This window comes from Pseudothermotoga lettingae TMO, from assembly GCF_000017865.1.
In the GTDB taxonomy this organism is placed as follows: Bacteria; Thermotogota; Thermotogae; order Thermotogales; family DSM-5069; genus Pseudothermotoga_B; species Pseudothermotoga_B elfii.
Window position 1 is genome coordinate 2,084,915 of the sequence record NC_009828.1, and the last position, 19,477, is coordinate 2,104,391.

At 39.2% G+C, this 19,477-nt stretch carries 17 protein-coding genes; 1 reads left to right on the forward strand and 16 read right to left on the reverse strand.

Annotated elements, in window-relative coordinates:
- Positions 1-74 precede the first annotated feature (74 nt).
- Complete coding sequence (locus tag TLET_RS10325; RefSeq protein WP_012004039.1) at positions 75-1,310, reverse strand: aminotransferase class I/II-fold pyridoxal phosphate-dependent enzyme; 1,236 nt, start codon at positions 1,308-1,310, stop codon at positions 75-77.
- A 123-nt stretch (positions 1,311-1,433) separates the two neighbouring features.
- On the opposite strand from TLET_RS10325, the gene tdh reads away from it, so the two are divergent.
- On the forward strand, positions 1,434-2,468 hold the full coding sequence (gene tdh, locus TLET_RS10330; protein WP_012004040.1) for an L-threonine 3-dehydrogenase: 1,035 nt from the start codon (positions 1,434-1,436) through the stop codon (positions 2,466-2,468).
- A gap of 14 nt (positions 2,469-2,482) precedes the next feature.
- Here the strand turns inward: tdh and TLET_RS10335 are convergent, their stop codons facing one another.
- The 15 genes from TLET_RS10335 to TLET_RS10405 all read right to left on the reverse strand — a co-directional run bounded on the left by TLET_RS10335 (position 2,483) and on the right by TLET_RS10405 (position 19,448).
- A complete protein-coding gene (locus TLET_RS10335; protein WP_012004041.1) occupies positions 2,483-4,105 on the reverse strand; it encodes a DAK2 domain-containing protein in 1,623 nt (540 codons plus the stop codon).
- 4 nt (positions 4,106-4,109) lie between these two features.
- Complete coding sequence (locus TLET_RS10340) at positions 4,110-4,442, reverse strand: Asp23/Gls24 family envelope stress response protein (protein ID WP_012004042.1); 333 nt, start codon at positions 4,440-4,442, stop codon at positions 4,110-4,112.
- Entirely contained in the window at positions 4,436-6,292 is a 1,857-nt protein-coding gene (gene dxs / locus TLET_RS10345; RefSeq protein WP_028843611.1) for a 1-deoxy-D-xylulose-5-phosphate synthase, read from the reverse strand. The genes TLET_RS10340 and dxs overlap by 7 nt, the downstream gene beginning before the upstream one ends.
- A complete protein-coding gene (gene xseB / locus TLET_RS10350; protein ID WP_012004044.1) occupies positions 6,282-6,491 on the reverse strand; it encodes an exodeoxyribonuclease VII small subunit in 210 nt (69 codons plus the stop codon). The genes dxs and xseB overlap by 11 nt, the downstream gene beginning before the upstream one ends.
- A complete protein-coding gene (gene xseA, locus TLET_RS10355; RefSeq protein WP_228369020.1) occupies positions 6,488-7,666 on the reverse strand; it encodes an exodeoxyribonuclease VII large subunit in 1,179 nt (392 codons plus the stop codon). Before xseA ends, xseB begins: the two co-directional genes overlap by 4 nt.
- Positions 7,650-9,155: a MutS-related protein gene (locus tag TLET_RS10360; protein ID WP_012004046.1), complete on the reverse strand. Its 1,506-nt coding sequence runs from the start codon at positions 9,153-9,155 to the stop codon at positions 7,650-7,652. Before TLET_RS10360 ends, xseA begins: the two co-directional genes overlap by 17 nt.
- An 81-nt stretch (positions 9,156-9,236) precedes the next feature.
- Positions 9,237-11,285, reverse strand: a complete 2,049-nt coding sequence (locus TLET_RS10365) for a sodium-translocating pyrophosphatase (protein WP_012004047.1) — start codon at positions 11,283-11,285, stop codon at positions 9,237-9,239.
- 27 nt (positions 11,286-11,312) lie between these two features.
- A complete protein-coding gene (locus TLET_RS10370; protein WP_012004048.1) occupies positions 11,313-12,617 on the reverse strand; it encodes a nucleotide sugar dehydrogenase in 1,305 nt (434 codons plus the stop codon).
- Positions 12,611-13,765 (reverse strand): DegT/DnrJ/EryC1/StrS family aminotransferase, encoded by a 1,155-nt coding sequence (locus TLET_RS10375; protein ID WP_012004049.1) that lies wholly within the window; start codon positions 13,763-13,765, stop codon positions 12,611-12,613. The genes TLET_RS10370 and TLET_RS10375 overlap by 7 nt, the downstream gene beginning before the upstream one ends.
- 4 nt (positions 13,766-13,769) lie before the next feature.
- Positions 13,770-14,411, reverse strand: coding sequence for a winged helix-turn-helix transcriptional regulator (locus TLET_RS10380; protein ID WP_012004050.1), 642 nt, complete (start codon positions 14,409-14,411; stop codon positions 13,770-13,772).
- Between the two features lie 57 nt (positions 14,412-14,468).
- Positions 14,469-15,692: an ArsB/NhaD family transporter gene (locus tag TLET_RS10385; RefSeq protein ID WP_012004051.1), complete on the reverse strand. Its 1,224-nt coding sequence runs from the start codon at positions 15,690-15,692 to the stop codon at positions 14,469-14,471.
- Positions 15,693-15,777: 85 nt separating this feature from the next.
- Positions 15,778-16,725, reverse strand: a complete 948-nt coding sequence (locus tag TLET_RS10390) for an ABC transporter ATP-binding protein (RefSeq protein WP_012004052.1) — start codon at positions 16,723-16,725, stop codon at positions 15,778-15,780.
- On the reverse strand, positions 16,701-17,645 hold the full coding sequence (locus TLET_RS10395; RefSeq protein ID WP_012004053.1) for an ABC transporter ATP-binding protein: 945 nt from the start codon (positions 17,643-17,645) through the stop codon (positions 16,701-16,703). Before TLET_RS10395 ends, TLET_RS10390 begins: the two co-directional genes overlap by 25 nt.
- Before the next feature lie 11 nt (positions 17,646-17,656).
- Positions 17,657-18,469 (reverse strand): ABC transporter permease, encoded by an 813-nt coding sequence (locus TLET_RS10400; protein WP_012004054.1) that lies wholly within the window; start codon positions 18,467-18,469, stop codon positions 17,657-17,659.
- A 4-nt stretch (positions 18,470-18,473) separates the two neighbouring features.
- On the reverse strand, positions 18,474-19,448 hold the full coding sequence (locus tag TLET_RS10405) for an ABC transporter permease (RefSeq protein ID WP_012004055.1): 975 nt from the start codon (positions 19,446-19,448) through the stop codon (positions 18,474-18,476).
- Positions 19,449-19,477: the final 29 nt, after the last annotated feature.

Genomic DNA, 19,477 nt, shown 5'->3' on the forward strand with positions numbered 1-19,477 from the left:
CTCCCTTCATAGGATAGTCTAAACCGATTATACAATCTGTTACATAATCAGTCAAATTGCTATACCCAAGCGCCTCACGACCATCTATATTTTCTGTACTTTCTCAAAATTTCCAATACATAATCGATATCGTAATCAGTGTGGTCTGCATTTATCTGAAATCTTATAGTTTCATCCCCTTTCGGTACTACAGGATAATTCAGACCAGTAGCTAAAATGCCGTTATCAAGTAGATATTTCACAATATCCAATGTTCTTCTGGTGTCTCTAACAAGCAAGGGAACTATCGGATGCTCACTGGCAATAGTCTCATATCCTGCTTCAGATAAGCCTTTTCTGAATCTCTCCGCAAGCTCCCTTAAATGTTTCAACCTCATCTCACCTTCTTCGCTATCCAGAATTTCCAACACTCTAAGCGCACACGCTGCTTCAGCAGGTGTTATAGGATTGGAATAAATATAGGTAATCGCCTTTTCTCTGAGATAGGTGGTTAGAGTTTCATTTGAAACTACATAGCCGCCATTAACCCCAAAAGCTTTTCCAAGAGTTCCTATCAGGATGTCTGCCATCGCACCCGTCATCTCTTCGGTACCACGACCTGTTGAACCGAAAGCTCCAACACCATGAGAATCGTCAACAATTGTTATTATATTTTCCTCAAAATTGCTATCATAGTGGTTGACAATCTCCGCTATCCGATGCAGTGGAGCATAGTCTCCCCTCATGCTGAACACACCATCTGTTACAATAATCAATCTCCTGGCTCTGCCAGTACTATTTCTAATCTTTTCTTCGAGATCTTCCATATCCAAATGCTTATAAACAAATTTGTCTTTCGGTCTGGAAAGTTTTATTGCGTTGATAATGCAGTTATGGTTGAGTTCATCACTGATAATAATTGTTTCATCTGTTACAAGTGAAGAAATCACGCCTATAACAGTTACATAAGCTGCGCTGTATATCATTGCATCTTCTCTTGAATGAAATTGTGCGAGTTTTTTTTCAAGTTCCCTGTGTGGAAAATAAGTTCCACTGATGAATCTAACGGCTCCGGGGCCAACACCATATTTTCTTGCAGCTTCTTCCTCAATTTTGATGATTTCATCTTTCAGAGACATCCCAAGATAAGAATTGGAATTCATTCTTATAAATTCTCTATCACCATAACCTTTCAGTAAAAATCTTGGTCCTTTTTTACCCTGTGGTTTTTTCACATCAACAATTACGAATTCTTTGCCCTTCGCTCTCCCTTCCATCGAGAGCCGCTCAAGTTCATCTCTCAGGACACCTGTGATCCTTGATAAAGGCATTGTTACACCTCCTTTTGTATTTGCACATTTATTTTACAACATCCTCAAAATTAACCGAACAAATGATTTTGAATTTCCATAACATTTGAGGTAAGCTCTTTTTTGTGGCAGGGAGGGATGATTATGAAAGCCATAACAAAAACACACATGGCGGCAGGATTGAAAATGAAAGATATTCCAGAACCTTCGAACTTGAAACCAACAGAAGTTCTGGTAAAGGTTAGAAAAGTTTCAATATGCGGCTCTGACGTACATATTTATAAATGGGACGACTGGGCACAGAAACATATTAAACCACCAATGACAGTGGGGCATGAATTTGCTGGAATAGTTGAAGCTGTCGGAGAAGCTGTAACAATGGTAAAAGTAGGAGATTATGTTGCGGCAGAAACACATATACCATGTCAGCACTGTTATCAATGCAAAACTAACCGTATGCATATATGCAAAGATATGAAGATTCTCGGCGTGGATATAGATGGTGCTTTCGCAGAATATGTCAGGGTACCAGAGATTGTCCTGTGGAAAGTTTCGAAAGAGATACCAGAAGAATTTGCATCTGTTATGGAACCATTTGGAAATGCTGTACATACAGCACTTGTTGAAGATTTGACAGGTAAAACAGTTCTTATAACCGGTGTTGGTCCAATAGGAGCTATGGCAATCCAGGTTGCAAAAGCTTCTGGTGCTTCACTGGTGATAGCTTCAGAAATAAAACCCTTCAGAAAGAACCTTGCAAAAATAAACGGCGCAGATGTCGTAATAGATCCAAGAGAAGAGAATCTGACTCAAAAAGTGATGAAATTGACAGGTGGAGATGGCGTAGACATTTTGCTTGAAATGTCTGGCAGCAGCACAGCACTTGAACAGGGATTACAGAGCCTCACCAGAGGTGGCAGTGCCTCTATACTCGGTGTTTTCAGTACCAGAATTCAGATTCCCATAGATGAACTCATAACTTTCAAAGGTATAAAGCTTTTTGGAATAACTGGCAGAAAAATGTTCGAAACATGGAGAATAGCTGACCAGTTATTGAAAAGCAAAAAGATAGACCTTTCGAAAGTAGTTACACACATGATTTCTTTTAAAGACTGGGAAAAAGGTTTTGAATTAATGTTGAATGGTGAATGTGGAAAAGTGGTTATGAGTGTAGAATGAGGGGATTTTTCCCCTCATTCTATCATTAGAAGATAAGGATAATGCGGCTGACCTCCGTCATGAATATCAATCTGAACCTCATCTATAACCTTTTCTAAGGATTCTTTTATTGCATTTACTTCTTCATCGACAGCATCCTGCCCAGTAAATATCGTCACTACCTCTTTACCGCGCAGATCAAGCGCTGTTAAAGCTCTATTTAATGCCTGCTTAAGTGACAAACCATGGGAAATCAATTTTTTACCTCTCATTACCATATACTCACCTTTTTTGATTTTTGTTCCATTGTGTCTTGCATCTCGCACAGCTCTGGTAATACTCAAAGGTATGATATATTTTGCCGCTTCGATGAATTTTTCTCTAAGTCTGTCAAGCTCTTCGTTTGGATCAAAACTCATCATAGATGATATGCATTCCTGAACGGTCTGGGTTGGAATTACGATAACATTTTTGCCTTTTGTATTTTCCGCGGCTTGCTTTGCCGCCAGGAAAATGTTAGGGTTGTTTGGAAACAGAAAAATTATCTCTGCGTTCACTCTATCTATCGCAAATTTCAAATCTGCCGTGCTTGGATTCATAGTCTGGCCACCACGCACAACCTGATCAACGCCGAGATTTTTCAAAATTTCAGAAATTCCATGACCTGGAGAAACAGCCACAAAACCATATTTTCTGGGTGGTTCGCTGTTCTGACCAACCAGATGCTCATGCTGAAGTTTCATATTGTCTATTTTTACTTTCAATATTTCTCCATATTTCAGGGCTTCTTCAATAACAACTCCGGGATTGTTAGTATGAACATGGGTCTTAAGAACATTCTCATCACAAACTACCACGGCGGAATCTCCTATTCCTTCCAAAAAGAGCTTGAGGTCACCTACTTTTCCAGATTGAAAATCATCGTAGCACTTTATCATTAATTCTGTGCAATATTGATAGACAAGCTCCTGAGCGGGAATCTCAACAACTACTTCTCCTTCTGTGTTCGTCATAACCTCAAGATTTACTTCTTTTTCTCCCTCAGCGATAGCCAGAAAGCCTTTAAAGATATAATAAAGGCCTTTTGCCCCAGCATCAACAACACCAGCTTCTTTGAGGGCAGGAAGCAAATTCGGTGTATCCCTGACTGTTTGTTCGCTCACTTTAACTACCCATTTGAGAACCTGTTCTATACTTTCCGCATCGACAATTTCTTCGGACTTTTCATCAAGTCTCCTTAAAACTGTTAGAATGGTGCCTTCAACTGGTCTCATCACAGCTTTGTAAGCAACGGCACGTGCAGATGAGATCATTCGTAAAATGTCTTTTGGCTGAAGAGTTCTTTTTTTACCACAGTATTCAGCGAATCCTCTGAATATCTGCGACAGTATAACCCCGGAATTTCCACGGGCTCCCATAAGTGTTCCATTTCTTATTGATTCCATTATTGTCTGCAAACTATGCTCGTTCTTCCCCAGCTGGTCAAGGTACTTGCAACCTTCTTTCATTGTCGCAAGCATGTTCGAGCCAGTATCTCCGTCAGGCACGGGAAAAACATTCAGTGCATTGAGCTCATCAACATGAATGGCAAGTTGCTCGGTGGCCTTTTGAAACGCAAGCCTCATAAATTTCCCATTCACTTTTTCCAAGATCCGCACCTCCTCAGCGGATCCCCGTCACGTGTACGTTGACTTCGATATCTTCACAGCCGCCAATTGTTTTCAAAACATGTGTAACATTTTCAATTATGTTTTTGGCCACTTCTGAAACTTTTACACCATATTCAAGCTCAATATAAAGGTCAACAAGCACCTTGCCAGTGTCAAGTTCCTCCACTTTGATTCTCTCTTCCTCTTTTTCACCAAAAAGCTTTCCAAAGAAACTATCTGAAGATATGTTAACGGGGCCGTAAGTCTGAACGGTTGCTATATAAGCAAGTTTTTTTAATGCTTTAAGGCTTATCTCCAGTTCACCATAATCAAGTCTTATTACCATGCATAAACCTCCTTCTTTAAAAATGATATCACACTTTCGAAAATGCCTTCAGAATCGAGTTTGCAGAGTTTCAACAATTCTTCTCTCGACCCATGCGAAACAAATTTTTCCGCCACCCCCATAGTAAGAACAGATCTTTTGTAGCCGTGTTTAATGAGAAATGAAATCACACTCTCCCCGAAACCACCGTTTATATATCCTTCTTCTAATGTGACTATGGCGTCATGGGCATCGGCAATTTTCATGAGAGATTTTTCATCAAGAGGTTTTACGCACCTGACGTAAACAATCGTTGGGTCAAGAGAGGCAAGTTTTCGTGTATTTTCAAGTAAAGTCCCGGCCGCAAGAACAGCTATTTTTCCGTTCCCGGTTCTGACAGTTTCCCAATTAAATATATCGAGAACCGTTGATTCATCCCAGAGTTTCTCAAAATTTGCTTCTCTGGAATCTCTTGGATATCTTACCGAAACAACACCTGATACATCTTTTTCAACGATAGAACGCAGTATGGAAATCAGCTCTACTAAGTTTGATGGGGTGAAAATTTTTGATCCTGGTATCGTCCTGAATAAACAAATGTCGTTAAGTCCGTGATGCGTAGGGCCATCTTCGCCAACTAATCCCGATCTGTCAACGGCAAACACTACATTCAAATTTTGCAGGGCAACATCGTGGAAAATCTGATCGTAGGCTCTTTGAAGAAAAGAGGAATAAATCGCAACAAAGGGCCTATATCCCATTGTAGCAAGACCAGCCGCGAAAGTAACGCAAGATTGTTCTGTTATGCCAAGATCAGCAAATCTTTCCGGAAAAATCTGCGAAAATTTTCTTAAGCCAGTACCATCTGGCATTGCAGCAGTTATGGCGAATATTTTGTCGTTTTTCTGCGAAATCCTAACTAACGTTTCTCCGAAAACTTCGCTGTAAGACATATGATTTTTCTTTGCCAAAGGCTCGCCAGTATTCAAATTAAACTTCGGCGCGCTGTGAAAAACTATACAGTTATTTTCTGCTGGTTCATAGCCTCTGCCTTTTTGAGTAATCAAGTGAACCACAACTGGATAATCATAGTTTTTTATCCTTTCAAAAAGCTTTTTCATCAGCTCTATATCATGACCATCTATTGGCCCTATGTGCTTTATGCCCAGAGACTCAAAAAAATCGAATCCAGAGATAAATAATTTAACACCCTCACGCAGCCTTCTCAATTCATCTTCAAGGTTTTTTCCAACCTCAGTACCTTCAAGCATTTTTTTCACAAGACCTTTAAATTTTACATATGCAGGATTTGTCCTTATTTTTGCAAAAGTTTCTGACAGGGCTCCAACGTTCTGGGCAATGGACATGCCATTGTCGTTAAGGATTATTTTCAATCTGGAATTCTGGCCCTTTATCTGATTCAAGCTTTCTAAAGCTTCTCCATTCGTTAAGGCTCCATCTCCTATAACAACCAGAACATTTTTCATTTCTTTTTTTAATCTGAGTGCCCTTTCTATCCCAAGAGCTGCGGCTATTGATGTACCAGCATGACCTGCACCAAATCTGTCAAAAATAGATTCTTTCAGTGTTGTATATCCACTGATTCCACCCAATTGTCTTAGTGATGAGAAACTTTCCCACCTATCCAGCAGTAATTTATGGGTGTAGCACTGGTGGGATGTATCCCATATAATAACGTTTTCTCTCGGGTCGAAAACACTGTAAAGCGCAAGCGTGAGGTCTACTACACCCAGATTGGATGCCAGATGACCTCCATTTTTTGAAACGACCTCGATTATACGACGCCTGATCTGCCGGGCCATTTCTTCAAGTTTTGTTGCATCTGCTCCAACAACATCATCAATATTCAACATTTTCGTCTTCCCTATTCTGCATTTTCAAATAAATGTCTTGAACCTTGAGTTTAGCATCTTCAAGCGCTTGATGCAACTTTCTGTATATTTCTGCACCCTTCTCGTATAGCATAAAAGCTTCATCAAAAGAAAGATCTTCTGATTCCAATCTAATTACTATAGACTCAAGCTCTCTGATCATCTCATCTATTTTCACTTTACAACCACCTTTACAACTCCATCAAAAAATCTCATGGAAATCTCGTCTTTTTCCCTTAAAATAGAAGAACTTTTGACCCACTTTCCGTCTTTTTCAACTATTACGTATCCCTTCTTCAAAAGTTCGACTGGGTTCAGTGAAAAAAGTTTAGTACCAGCAGAACTCAATTTTTTCTCATAAGAAAACATTTGCCTTTGCATTAAAGCGAATGCCTTTTCTTTCATGCTGTCAATTGAACTATGCGTCCTCAAAATTTGACTCATCATGGACTGAAAAAGAGATTTATTTGAGCTTTCAATTTGCTGCGAAAAAGACTCAATTTTTTTCCTTATTGACAGATTCATTCTCTGCATCAATTCCAAAAAATGCATTCTGATTTCCGAAAGATTCGGTACAGCAGCTTGAGCAGCAGCAGTAGGGGTATGAGCCGAATAATCAGCAACCAGATCAATGAAAACTGTGTCTATTTGATGGCCAACCCCTGTAATAACTGGATGACGAAGTTTGTATACAGCTCTTACAATATCTTCGTCGTTGAAAAGCCATAAATCATCTCTGGATCCACCGCCTCTTGTTATTATAACAACATCTACATCTGATTCATTTACATCTTTCAAAGCTCTCAATAAACTGCCTTTAGCATCTTCGCCCTGAACACCTGTGTGATATAAAAAGATTTCAACAAGCGGGTATCTGTCACTTATCGTTCGCAAAACATCCTGATATGCTGCCGAATTTCTCGAGGTTATCAAGCCTATTTTCGACGGATATTCCGGCAGGGGACGCTTTGGTTTATCAAAAATACCCTCAGCAACAAGTCTTTCATAGCTCTCTTTCATTCTCAGAAAAAGGGTGCCTCGCTCGGGAAGAATCTTCGCCTGCCTGCATATTAATCTATACTGACCACGAGGAGCGTAAACTTTAATCTGGCCCGCAACCTGAGCTATTCGTCCGTCACTTAACCCGAAACTTCTATAAGCTCCCCCGAAAAATACACATCCAATAGTTGTGAACTCATCTTTTAAATAAAAGAACAGATGCCCATTTCTTTCTTTTAAATCGGCTATTTCCCCAACTACCTGGATATCACTGAGATACTGATCCTGGTCTATAAGAGCCTCTATATAATATGTAACCTCACTGACAGTATAAATTTTATCCACTATCTTCACCTTTCCTCAAAAAATTCTCGGCGGCTTCTACAATCTTTTCACTTAATCCCAGCTTTTTTGCAAGAAGAAGTGCCATTTTCTGGTTAGATTTAATATCTTTTTCTATAGAGTAGTCTATCATTCTATGCGGGTCATCTGCATCGAAATTCTTAATTTTTCCACACATATAAACTCTGGAAGCAATTTTCACAACCTCCGGATAATGCGAGGTGAAAAGAAAGTAATCATCAGAGTCATTCAAGCATTTTACAGCGGCAACCGCAAGAGCTTCTCCCTCAACAGGGTTAGTCGTTGAACCAAATTCATCTATCAACACAAACTTCTTTCCTGGTAGTGATAGAATGTTGTTAAATGAAACTATCTCCGATGCAAAAGAACTGAGTCCCACTCCATTGCCTCTTGAAACATATCTTACAAAACCAAGAACAGGGCAGCTGAAAGCATCTGCAGGAATTGGGAAACCCATATGAAAGAGAATCACGAAACACCCTATGGTCCTAAGCACAGTTGTTTTGCCGCCCATGTTTGGTCCATACAAAACTGTTATTCCTCTGTTTATCTCTATATCCACCGGATAATACTGATAATCATTCTTCTCACAAAATTCCTTTACCGGTGGATATTTGCCTGATTTTACAATTATTTTTTCACTAATTTCTGGCTGGCAACATTTGTACAAAAAGAAAAAGTCGTATCTGCACAAATCAAGATCAATTTGTTCAACAGTCATTTCACATACTTTCAGAACCTCAAAAAATTCTCCAGCAATTTTTTCAAGCTCGCTGAGAAGGTGTTGTTCTTCGTTTGTCATAAACTCTTCTATTTTGTTCAATCTATCAGCCAATTTTAGCATCTCTCCGGTTGACTTAAGTTTCAGATGATATCTCCCTGCAGACCTTCTTACCACCTCTGCAAAATCCTTTTCGATAATATCTTTTGCCACATTCTCATCGCAAGTAAATTCATCATCCGGCAATTTTATCGAGAACTCACTCTCGATCTCTTGAATCAGTCTGGATTTCGCGTTTTCCAATTCTTTTGAAATTAAAAGATGATCTTTTCTTAAACTCAGCATCTTTTCAGATCTTAGATTGAACCCTTCTTGATCCCCTGTCAAATCAGACAATTTTACCCACAAATCACTCAGATCGGGAAAAAACCATATATCTCTTCCAAGATCTGCAAGCTCTCTACAGTGGTAAACAAATCTCTTTAGTCGAGCAAAATCACCCACGGTTTTGAAACCATAGTTCATCTGCTGATCTATACTGCCCATGCGCAACAGGTGCTGTTTAATTATCTGAACCTTACGACTATCCATATTAAAAACTTTGACCAATCTTTCCCAGTGCTTTTGAAAATCCTCTCCATTTTTAATCAGACATTTCATACCGTCCAAAGATTTTTTCCCATACTCAGTCAAAGGATTCACCTTAGAAAGCAATTGATCCAGCATTACAAACCTCAACGTATCACGATCAACAAACAAATGAACTACCTCCCAGGTAAAAACATTATACCAGCAGAAAACTGGGAGACATGCTCCTGGTATCCAAAAATGCCCAAAAAGTCAGGCAATTATGAGCAAAATAAGTGGGGCAAAGACTTCCGCTACAAGTGACATAACTGTTATCATTGTGTTTAGTGAAGGACCAGCCGTATCTTTAAACGGATCACCTACGGTGTCTCCGACGACAGCCGCCTTGTGTGCATCTGATCCTTTTCCTCCATGGTGACCTTCTTCAATGTACTTCTTTGCATTATCCCATGATCCACCGGAATTTGCCATGAAAAGTGCAAATATGATTCCAGTAACTATGCTTCCGGCCAAAAATCCTGCAAGAGCCTCTTTACCAAACACAGCTAAAGTTAGAACTGGTGCAATTATTGAGAGAACACCCGGTAATATCAATTCTTTCAGTGCGCCAGCTGTTGCTATATCAACACATTTTGCATAATCTGGATTTGCTTTACCTTCCATCAAACCCGGTATTTCTCGAAATTGCCTCCTGATCTCTTCAATCATTCTTTCAGAATTTCTCCCTACAGATAAAATCAAAAGAGCAGAAAGTAATGGTGGCATCACAGCACCTATGAAGATGCCCGCGATAACTTTTGGGGAAATCAAATCAAGACTTTGAATATCTACCAGATGCGTATAGGCTGCAAAAAGAGCCAGAACAGTCAAAGCCGCTGAACCAATTGCAAAACCTTTTGTTATAGCCTTAGAGGTGTTTCCTGCTGCATCAAGCATATCTGTTATTGCTACGACATCATCACCCAAACCAGACTGTTCTGCCACTCCTTTTGCATTGTCAGATATGGGGCCATACGCATCAGCAGAGATTATCATGCCAACTATTGAAAGCATTCCAAGCGCAGCATTTGCAACACCGTAGAATGGGTCCACAGAAAAAATTTTCGCTATATACCAGGCAACAATTGTAGCTGCAGAGATGCACAGGACAGGTGGCGCCACACTCACAAGCCCATAAGAAAATCCAGTAAGTATGTTTATAGCAGCTCCAGTGGTGGAGGCCTCAGCAACCTGCTTTGTTGGCTTTTTTTCAATAGAAGTGAAATAATCAGAGGTTAATCCTATGATTACACCAGCAGCAAGACCAGAAACTGTTGGAAGAAAAACACCAAGCCATCTTGAACCTTCCAGGCCAGAAAAACGGGTAATTAAGAATAAAAGAACTACAAAAATAAAGCAGGTTGAAAAAGTTCCCATATTCAGCGCTCTGCCCGGACTTTTTTTAATACTTCTGGTTACAAAAACAAGTCCTATCATGGATGAAAAGAGACCCACAGAAGCTATCAAAAGAGGCAGAGTGGTGAGAATACCCCCTCCAAGCTCTGAACCAATTATCATCGTTGCAATAATGCTGGCAATATACGAATCTGTCAAATCCGCACCCATACCGGCAACATCTCCTACATTGTCCCCCACATTATCTGCTATTACAGCCGGGTTTCTTGGATCATCTTCGGGTATTCCAAGTTCAATTTTTCCAACAAGATCAGCACTTATGTCAGCAGTCTTGGTATAAATACCTCCACCAGCTTTCGCAAACAGCGCAAGAGCACTCGCTCCAAAACTGAAACCCAAGATCACACTTGCCGCATCGGAATCACTCCAGCCAAACCCCATTTTGAAAATGAAAAACAACACCACAATACCCAGCAGCGACACGCCTACTACAAACAATCCCATAACAGCCCCCCCATAAAACGCAATCGGGAAAGCTGCTTTTAAGCCTCTTTGTGCTGCCGCCGCTACTCTTACATTTGTTTCAACTGCGGCTCTCATACCAACATAAGCAGCTATTGTGGTGCATACAGAACCCAGTACATAAGAGATAGCCATACTCACACCCATGATCGGATTTTTCAAAAAACCACTGACCATTCCTATAATGAAAGCCATTATCACAACAAAAACAGCAAGAGTCCTGTTTTGTCTTCTAAGATAAGCGAGAGCCCCCTCTTTAATAGAAAAGGATATCTTTCTCATTTTCTCTGTTCCGGAATCTTTTTTCATGATATATCCGAAAAGCCCGAGCGCAAGTAAAATGGAACCAATCCCAGCCGCCAAACTTAAAAAAAACCAGCTCATTCAACCACCCCCCATTTTAAATATACATCAAAGTACGAACACATTTTCCCCCTTCAATCCAAAATTTTTTAGAATATTTTTTGTATCAAATACTAATCTACAATTTTCTACAAGCATCCTGTAATCAATTTTGTTTTTATGAGCTGTTGTGATAATGGCTATGTCTGCCCATTTGCAGAGGTCCTCCGTCAACTCATGTGTACTTATTTCTACATTATTAAAGAGAAATCTTTCCACATATGGATCTACAACTATCGTGCTGGCTTTATTTTTTTCAAGGTGCTCCAGAACTTTAAGAGCAGGTGATTCTCTTACATCATCTATGTCTCCTTTGTAAGCTATGCCAAGCAGAAGTACTTTCGCACCATTCATACATTTCCTTTTTTCATTTAAAAGTTGCATAGCCCTCTGAACAACATACTGTGGCATATAATCATTTATTTCACCAGCTAATTCAATTAACCTTGTGTGATAATCATATTCTCTTGCTTTGTAGGTCAGGTAAAACGGATCAATGGGTATACAGTGCCCACCTACTCCCGGACCAGGATAAAAAGGCATAAAACCAAATGGTTTTGTTGAAGCAGCTTCTATCACTTCCCAGATATTTATTCCCATTTTTTCAGCAACAATTGCCATCTCATTTATCAAAGCAATATTTACTATTCTGAAAGTATTTTCCAGAATCTTAGACATCTCAGCCTCTTTCGGCGATGAGACAACAAAGACGGGTGCCTCGAGCACATTTTCGTACAAAATCCTTGCGATTTCTGTTGATGCAGAACCAACACCCCCGACAACTTTCGGCGTGTTCTTCGTCTTGTAAATGAGATTACCTGGATCCACTCTCTCCGGGCTAAAGGCAAGATAAAAATCTTCTCCGCATTTCAATCCGGTTTCCTCCAAAATAGGTTTCAAAACTTCTTCTGTTGTCCCGGGATAAGTAGTCGATTCTAAAACTATTAACATCTCTTTATGTAATCTTTTTGATATCTCTTTTGCAGTGTTAATAACATATGTTAAGTCTGGCTGCTTGAATTTATCAAGTGGTGTTGGAACACATATGGTCGCGATATCGCAATTGTGGAGTTCATCAAAATTGGTGGTTGCGGTTAATTTTCCACTCTTTGCAAGAATTTGAAGGTCCTCTGTCACCACATCGCCAATGTAATTCTGACCTTGATTCACCATGTTAACTCTCTTTTGTTGAATATCAAAACCTATCACTTTGAAACCTGCTTTGGCCTTTTCAACAGCAAGTGGAAGACCTACATATCCGAGGCCTATCACACCAATAACAGCTGTCCTGTTGAGAATCTTTTCTTTTAGCATTTTCTCGCCTCCTTGAAATACTCACCGATGCATTTAACAACATATTCCACTTCAGTGATGCTGATCTCCGGGAAAATTGGCAATGCGAGCACTTCTTGACATGCCTGATCTGTATTTTCAAGTATCTTCGAACCAAATCTCGAGAAACATTTTTGCCTGTGCATACCAAGTGGATAATAAACAGCTGTTTCAACACCCCTGGTTTTCAAATATTCTCTTAATCTATCTCTGTGTCCTGCTTTAACCTTGACAACGTATTGATGAAATATACACGTGAAATCACCAGTAACACGGGGCGTCTCTAAAAATTCTATGCTCAAAGAATTTATCATCTCGGTATAATTCCTGGCTATCTTAATTCTCTTTTCATGATATTCATCAAGATACTTTAATTTTATCCTCAATACAGCAGCTTGAATTTCATCAAGTCTGCTATTTATTCCCTCCATTTCATGAAAATACTTGACCTTTGCCCCATGAACTCTAAAAACTCGACAAAAATCATTTGTATCATCATTGTTTGTTAAAATCATTCCACCGTCGCCGTATGCACCAAGATTTTTGGTGGGGAAAAAAGAGAGAATAGACGCATCCCCAACAGTGCCACTTTTCCTGATCGTGCCATCTGAATATACCCATTTAGAGCCGATTGATTGTGCGCAATCTTCAAGTATTTTTACACCATAATTACGTTTAATCTTTTCCAGTCTTTCCAAATCGACAGTTCTTCCAAAAAGATGAACAGGTATAACTGCCTTTATTTTTTCTCGATTTGGATGAGTCGTCAGGATTTCTTCTACCCTATCAAGGTCAATGTTAAAGCTTTTTCTATCAATATCTGCAAAAACAGGAACAGCTCCATTTCTTGTTATGCAACTCACTGTTGCAAAAAATGTAAAAGGTGTCGTGATAACGTAATCACCATCACCTATTCCTATTGCTTTCGCTGCAATATATAACGCATCAGAGCCGTTTCCAACACCTATAGCATGTTTCACATTAAGATAATCACATACTTCTCTCTCAAACTGTTTCACATTCTCTCCCATGATCAATTTTCCAGATCTAAAAACGCCATCTATCGCCTGCAAAATTTCACTTTTCAAAGTATCATACTGTCTCGTCATATCAAAAAGTGGCACATGCATTTTTTCACTCCTCTCTTTTCAAAGAAACTCGCCCATCTGTTTGAACACTGAAAATGTAGATATTTTTCATCCCATGACTTCTCGCCTTTGCCGATATTTTCCCGGCATGCCTGAAAGATGCTATTAGAACCGCATCATATATATCGGCAGCGAGTTTATCCGGGGAAATAATCTTAATTCCATTCAGAACTGTCCCATGCTTTGAATTATCATCATCCACAAAACAAACTATTTGGATTCTCTCTGTCTTCAAAATGTCAAGTAATGTTTCACCCACAACACCAGCACCATAAAGAACAATCTTTTGAATCCCATTTTTAAAAAGTTCTTCTGCTACGCTCATAAAAACAAGCCTTGAATTCGAATAAAGCTTTGCTACCTCCCTTAGATATGAAACTGCAAGATATTGCAATCTGTATATTCCATTTTGTGTGATGAAATAATTCATTTTTCTTCTGTTGGGACCAATTTTGTCTATAAGACCCTTTTTTTCAAAAAGCATCAGATATTTATTGACCATAGATGGTGCTATACCGGCAATTTTAGCCAGTTCTTGCTGAGTAATGTCGCTTTTCGAAAAAATCTCTTTCAGCAGAACATATTCCCTGAAAAGAATACCGGGTTCAAAAAAAGAAAATTTGTCCATATCAATCACTCACTGAATGAATTATACTATATATATTCACAAAATTCCTGAAAATCATCAAATCAGATTCAGGTAAATCCAGTAAACAACCACATTGAGGGCAGTTATTATTATTCCTGGCTTAAAAAACTCGCCGAATGTTATATGAATACCATTCTTCTCAGCATTTTGGACAATTATAACGTTGCTCGCGGCACCAAGAATAGTTAGATTTCCAGCAACCGTACTTCCGGCAGCAAGTGCGCTCAAAATCAGATCATTTGAGTTTTTGAAGAATGTTAAGAAAAGAACCACAAACGGGACATTAGATATGAACTGGCTGATGATCACACTAACAGAAAGTATGTGAGGTATGCTGGAAAGATTAATCAGAGAAATATATCTCTGGAAAAAACCACTGTTCCAGACAGATTTCATAACCACAAACATCGAAACAAAAAACATAATTGTTTCCCAATCGAGAGAGCGAATGATCTTAAATCTTTTCTTGCTGAACAGAATAACTGGTGTAGCTGCTATGAGAGAAGTATAACTCAGTTCTAAAAATTCCTTTCCGAGAAGAGTTCCAATAATCCTGGCAAATATCATCCCGATAAGAATTAGCATAGAAATTCTGGAAAGATATGCCAGGTCAACATCTTTAAGTCCATCTGCAGCATGGTCTAAGTCTAAATTTTTGAAAAATTTTCCATAAATTAATCTGATAACCAAATAAACAAACAGCATATTCAAAATCGTTGGCAGAAAAAGATATTTTGCGAAAGCAATAAACGGACTTTTCATGGAACTACCAAGTGCGATAAGGAGATTTTGAGGATTTCCTATTGGACTCATTACACTACCGGTAGTTATACCAAAAGCAAGTGAAAGTAACAGAATCTTCGGATTAATCCCATTTCTTTTGGAAAGATGTATCATAAGAGGCGTTCCAACAACGGCTATCGTATCATTTGTCAAAAGTGCGGAAAGAAAACCGCTTATAAAGATAACCATAAAGATCAAACCGTTCACAGTTTTCACTTTACCGAAAATGGTGCAGGACAAATAACCCAGATATCCACTTTCTCTCATTGCTTCCCCGATTATAAACATACCAACAAGGAATACTACGACATCAAAATTGATTGACATAACTGCGTCTACAGGCGAAATTTGGTTTGTGGCAACCAAAAACAATGCTGCTACGGACATTATTTGCCATATCTTCAAAGTCACATTTCTAAATTTTCTCATTGCTATGAGTGTAAAAACTGTTATAAGCACAACCAAAGATATATTCATCAAATCAGCACCAAATGAATTCTATATTTTGATCTTTTTTGAAAGATTAATATTCAATGTGCAAAAATTAATTTGATGTGAAAAATCACATGTACAAAACGCAACTTACTTTCCTTTCATCAATTTGAACGGTCCCCGTGAAAGTCGAGCATTCTTTTCTGGCATACGGACACCTCATTCTAAAAGAGCATCCTTCAGGGGGGGATATCAAATCCGGGGGTTCGCCCGTCTCTCCCAGCTTTAAACCTGATCTATCTGGATCTGGTGCTGCTGATCTCAGCAATTTTGTATATGGATGAAGAGGATTGTCAACAATCTGCTGGGCATTTCCTTCTTCAACAATCTGGCCAGCATACATAACGGCTATCCGATCCGAAATATACTTCGCCGATGCCAAATCATGTGTGACGTGGATCATCGAGATCTCATAATCATCGCGCAATCTCAACAATAAATTGAGAATTGATGCCTTTATTGATACATCAAGCATCGAAGTCGGTTCATCGGCAAGAATTATTTTTGGCTTTGTTATAATTGACCTTGCAATTACAACTCTCTGTCTCTGGCCACCAGATAATTCGTGCGGGTATTTATCAAGAGAATCAAGTGGTAATTCAACTTCTCTGAGTACTTCTCCCAAACGCTCTTCAACACCTGATATTTTAAATATCTCAAGTGGCCTTTTAAGAAATTGCCTTATTTTTTTAACAGGATTCAATGCTGAAAAAGGGTCTTGGAAAATCATCTGGACATTTTTTCTATATTCAAGTTCTTCAGATCTTGACATTTTTCTGCAGAGCTCTCTGCCAAGTACAAACAACCTACCAGAATCATGTGTATAAATCCTTGCAACAATTCTCAAAAAAGTGGTCTTGCCAGAACCGCTTTCACCAACAATTGATAATATTTCTCCCTGCTCTAATTTAAGATTTACCCGCCTCAGTGCGTGAACTTTATGAATCTTAAATCCTTTTCTAACGGTAAAGTTTTTGACAATCTCATTAGCTGTCAGTACAGATGACAAGAAACCCACCTGCCTCGGTCAACCTCTTTGTACTCAGGATGCTCATGAAAGCATATTTTCTTTCTAAAATCACATCGTTCATAAAAAGGGCATCCGGTTATGTGTTCTGAGAGATCTGGCGGTCTTCCTGGGATACTTTTGTATTCTTTTATCTGTCCAGAAATACTCGGTACAGCTACAATCAAACCTCTGGTGTATGGATGAAGGGGATTTTCGTATACCGCAGCTGTACCCCCATATTCCACTATTTCTCCGGCATACATTATAGCTATATGCCTGGATATTTCGAGCAGCAACGATATATCATGTGTGACAAAAATAGATGAAAACCTCTTCTCTCTCTGAAGTTCAAAGATTTTTTCCAGAATGCTTCTCTGTACAACTACATCGAGAGCTGTGGTTGGCTCATCGAAAACTATCAATTTTGGTGAAAGTGATAGAGCCATCGCTATAACAACCCTCTGTCGCATGCCCCCAGAAAGTTGATGAGGGTAACTATCCATGCGATCCACAGGAATACCTACTAATTGCAAAACCTTTTCAACTGTTCTATAGGCATCGTGTTTACTCACTCTGGTATGACGAATCACCGCATCGGCTATTTGATCCTTTATTTTCATAACCGGATTGAGTGAGTTCATCGAGCTCTGTGGAACAAAAGAAAACTCCTTCCAACGAACCTTAGAAAGGGCTTCATCGGACAGTTCGAATATGTTAATCCCGTTAATTATAACCTTTCCAGACTCAATATACCCCGGACTCTTTAACAGTCTCAACATAGCTAAAACAAGCGTGGATTTTCCACAACCAGATTCACCCGCAATACCCAAAAAATCTTCATCGTATATCCTTAAAGTAACGTTATTAACCGCCTTAACCACTTTTTTTCTAAATCGATAGCCTGCTTTAAGATTTAAAACCTCCACCATTTCGATCACCTTCAGCGCCCTCTGAGTCTTGGGTTAGTCATCTCGTCCAGTGAAAAATTCAAAAGAGCAAATGCTGTTCCAAGAAGAACTATAGACAATCCCGGAGCAAGAACCCAGGCCCACATACCGTTCAACAGTGCATTAGCACTTTGAGCCCAGTAAAGCATTGTACCCCATGAGATTCTACTTACATCACCAAGCCCAAGGAATGACAACGACGCTTCTCCAATAATGGCGTACAGCACAGAACCAAAAAAGTTCGAAGCTATCAATGACAGCATGTTTGGAAATATCTCGAAAAACACTATTCTGATGTTTTTCTCGCCTATTATTTTTGCTGCCGTTACAAATTCTCTATTTTTCATTGAAAGCATCTGTGATCTTATTACTCTTGCTCCGCCACCCCAGCCAGTTAATGCAATCACTATGATAACTGTCCAGAAACTTCTCACCCTTATATATGAAGAAATTACAATCATCAACGGAATACCCGGTATGACCAGAAACACGTCAGTTATTGTCGAAAGAATCCGATCAACTATTCCGCCGTAATAACCTGATGTCATGCCAAAAAAGGTAGATATCCCCGTCATTAAAAATCCTGTCAAAATGCCTATCAACAGTGAAAGCCTCGTTCCGTGAATGAGCTGTGAAAAAATATCTCTACCCAATCTATCTGTTCCAAGGAAATGCAGTTTAGATGGTTTTTCATAGGGTAGATCAACAATATCGTTAGGATTATAAGGAGCTATATACGGAGCAAGTAAAGCTATTGTTAGAAAAAATAGTATTATGCCAGCGCCAATCCATGTTTTAATATTCAAAATACTACCCCCTCGCTCTCGGATCAAGGGAAATGTAGACAAAATCCATCAATAGATTTGCGCCTAATACCGAAAGTGAGATAAAAAAGAATATAGCTTGAATCAGAGGATAGTCCTGACTGACAGCAGCTCTGTAAAGCTGATATCCCACTCCTGGATACGAAAAAACAATTTCTGTCAGAAGTGCACCACTCACAACAAAGCCAAGGGATAATCCAAAAGCTGTTATACTTGGCAATATAGCGTTCCTCATGGCATAGTTTCTGAGTATTTCTTCCTGCGAAAGACCCTTGGCCTCGGCAAGAAGAATGTAATCTTCGGCTAAAACGGAAACAATGTTGTTTCTCATGGTCAAAATCCATGAACCCAGTGAAGCAACAACAAGCGTTATAGCCGGCAATATTGCATGGTAAATAACACTCGAAATAAATCTCCAGCCACTGAGAAGCTCCTTGGTTGAGTATGCATTCGATAGCGGAAACCATTTCAAAACATATCCAAAAATGTAAAGAAGCATCATTGCAAGCCAGAAATATGGAAAAGCTTTTATCATCAAAGATATAATGGTAAGAGTTGTCCCGGTTGGTTTGTCTCTTTTGTAACCAGCAATCGCTCCAAGCCATGTGCCAATCAAAAAACTTATTACGGTAGATATACCCACCAGTCCTATCGTCCATGGTAAAGAAGATGCCAGAATATCTCTTACTGGCACCGGGTAATAAACGTAAGAGATACCAAAGTTACCCGTAAAGCTATTTTTAATGTATTCAAAGTACTGTGAAAAAAGAGATTTATCTTTTTCAAGGCCAATAGCAATTCTGAGTGCTTCCACAGCACTTTCGTTTACTTCTGAACCAAAACGCGACAAAATTCTTTCGGCAGGATCACCCGGCATAAGGCGAGGAATCAAAAAATTCAATGTCAAGGCTGTCCAGAGGGCTATGAAGAAAAACAGGATTTTCTGAAAAATGTACTTCAAAAACTACACCTCCGAAAAAACCGGGGTAG

Excerpts from the sequence above, each read along its gene's own strand:
- TLET_RS10395 (WP_012004053.1), bottom strand. The coding sequence starts at position 17,645 with ATGGTGGAGGTTTTAAATCTTAAAGCAGGCTATCGATTTAGAAAAAAA.
- TLET_RS10375 (WP_012004049.1), bottom strand. The coding sequence starts at position 13,765 with ATGCATGTGCCACTTTTTGATATGACGAGACAGTATGATACTTTGAAA.
- TLET_RS10380 (WP_012004050.1), bottom strand. The coding sequence starts at position 14,411 with ATGGACAAATTTTCTTTTTTTGAACCCGGTATTCTTTTCAGGGAATAT.
- TLET_RS10385 (WP_012004051.1), bottom strand. The coding sequence starts at position 15,692 with ATGAATATATCTTTGGTTGTGCTTATAACAGTTTTTACACTCATAGCA.
- TLET_RS10365 (WP_012004047.1), bottom strand. The coding sequence starts at position 11,285 with ATGAGCTGGTTTTTTTTAAGTTTGGCGGCTGGGATTGGTTCCATTTTA.
- TLET_RS10340 (WP_012004042.1), bottom strand. The coding sequence starts at position 4,442 with ATGGTAATAAGACTTGATTATGGTGAACTGGAGATAAGCCTTAAAGCA.
- tdh (WP_012004040.1), top strand. The coding sequence starts at position 1,434 with ATGAAAGCCATAACAAAAACACACATGGCGGCAGGATTGAAAATGAAA.
- TLET_RS10370 (WP_012004048.1), bottom strand. The coding sequence starts at position 12,617 with ATGCTAAAAGAAAAGATTCTCAACAGGACAGCTGTTATTGGTGTGATA.
- TLET_RS10325 (WP_012004039.1), bottom strand. The coding sequence starts at position 1,310 with ATGCCTTTATCAAGGATCACAGGTGTCCTGAGAGATGAACTTGAGCGG.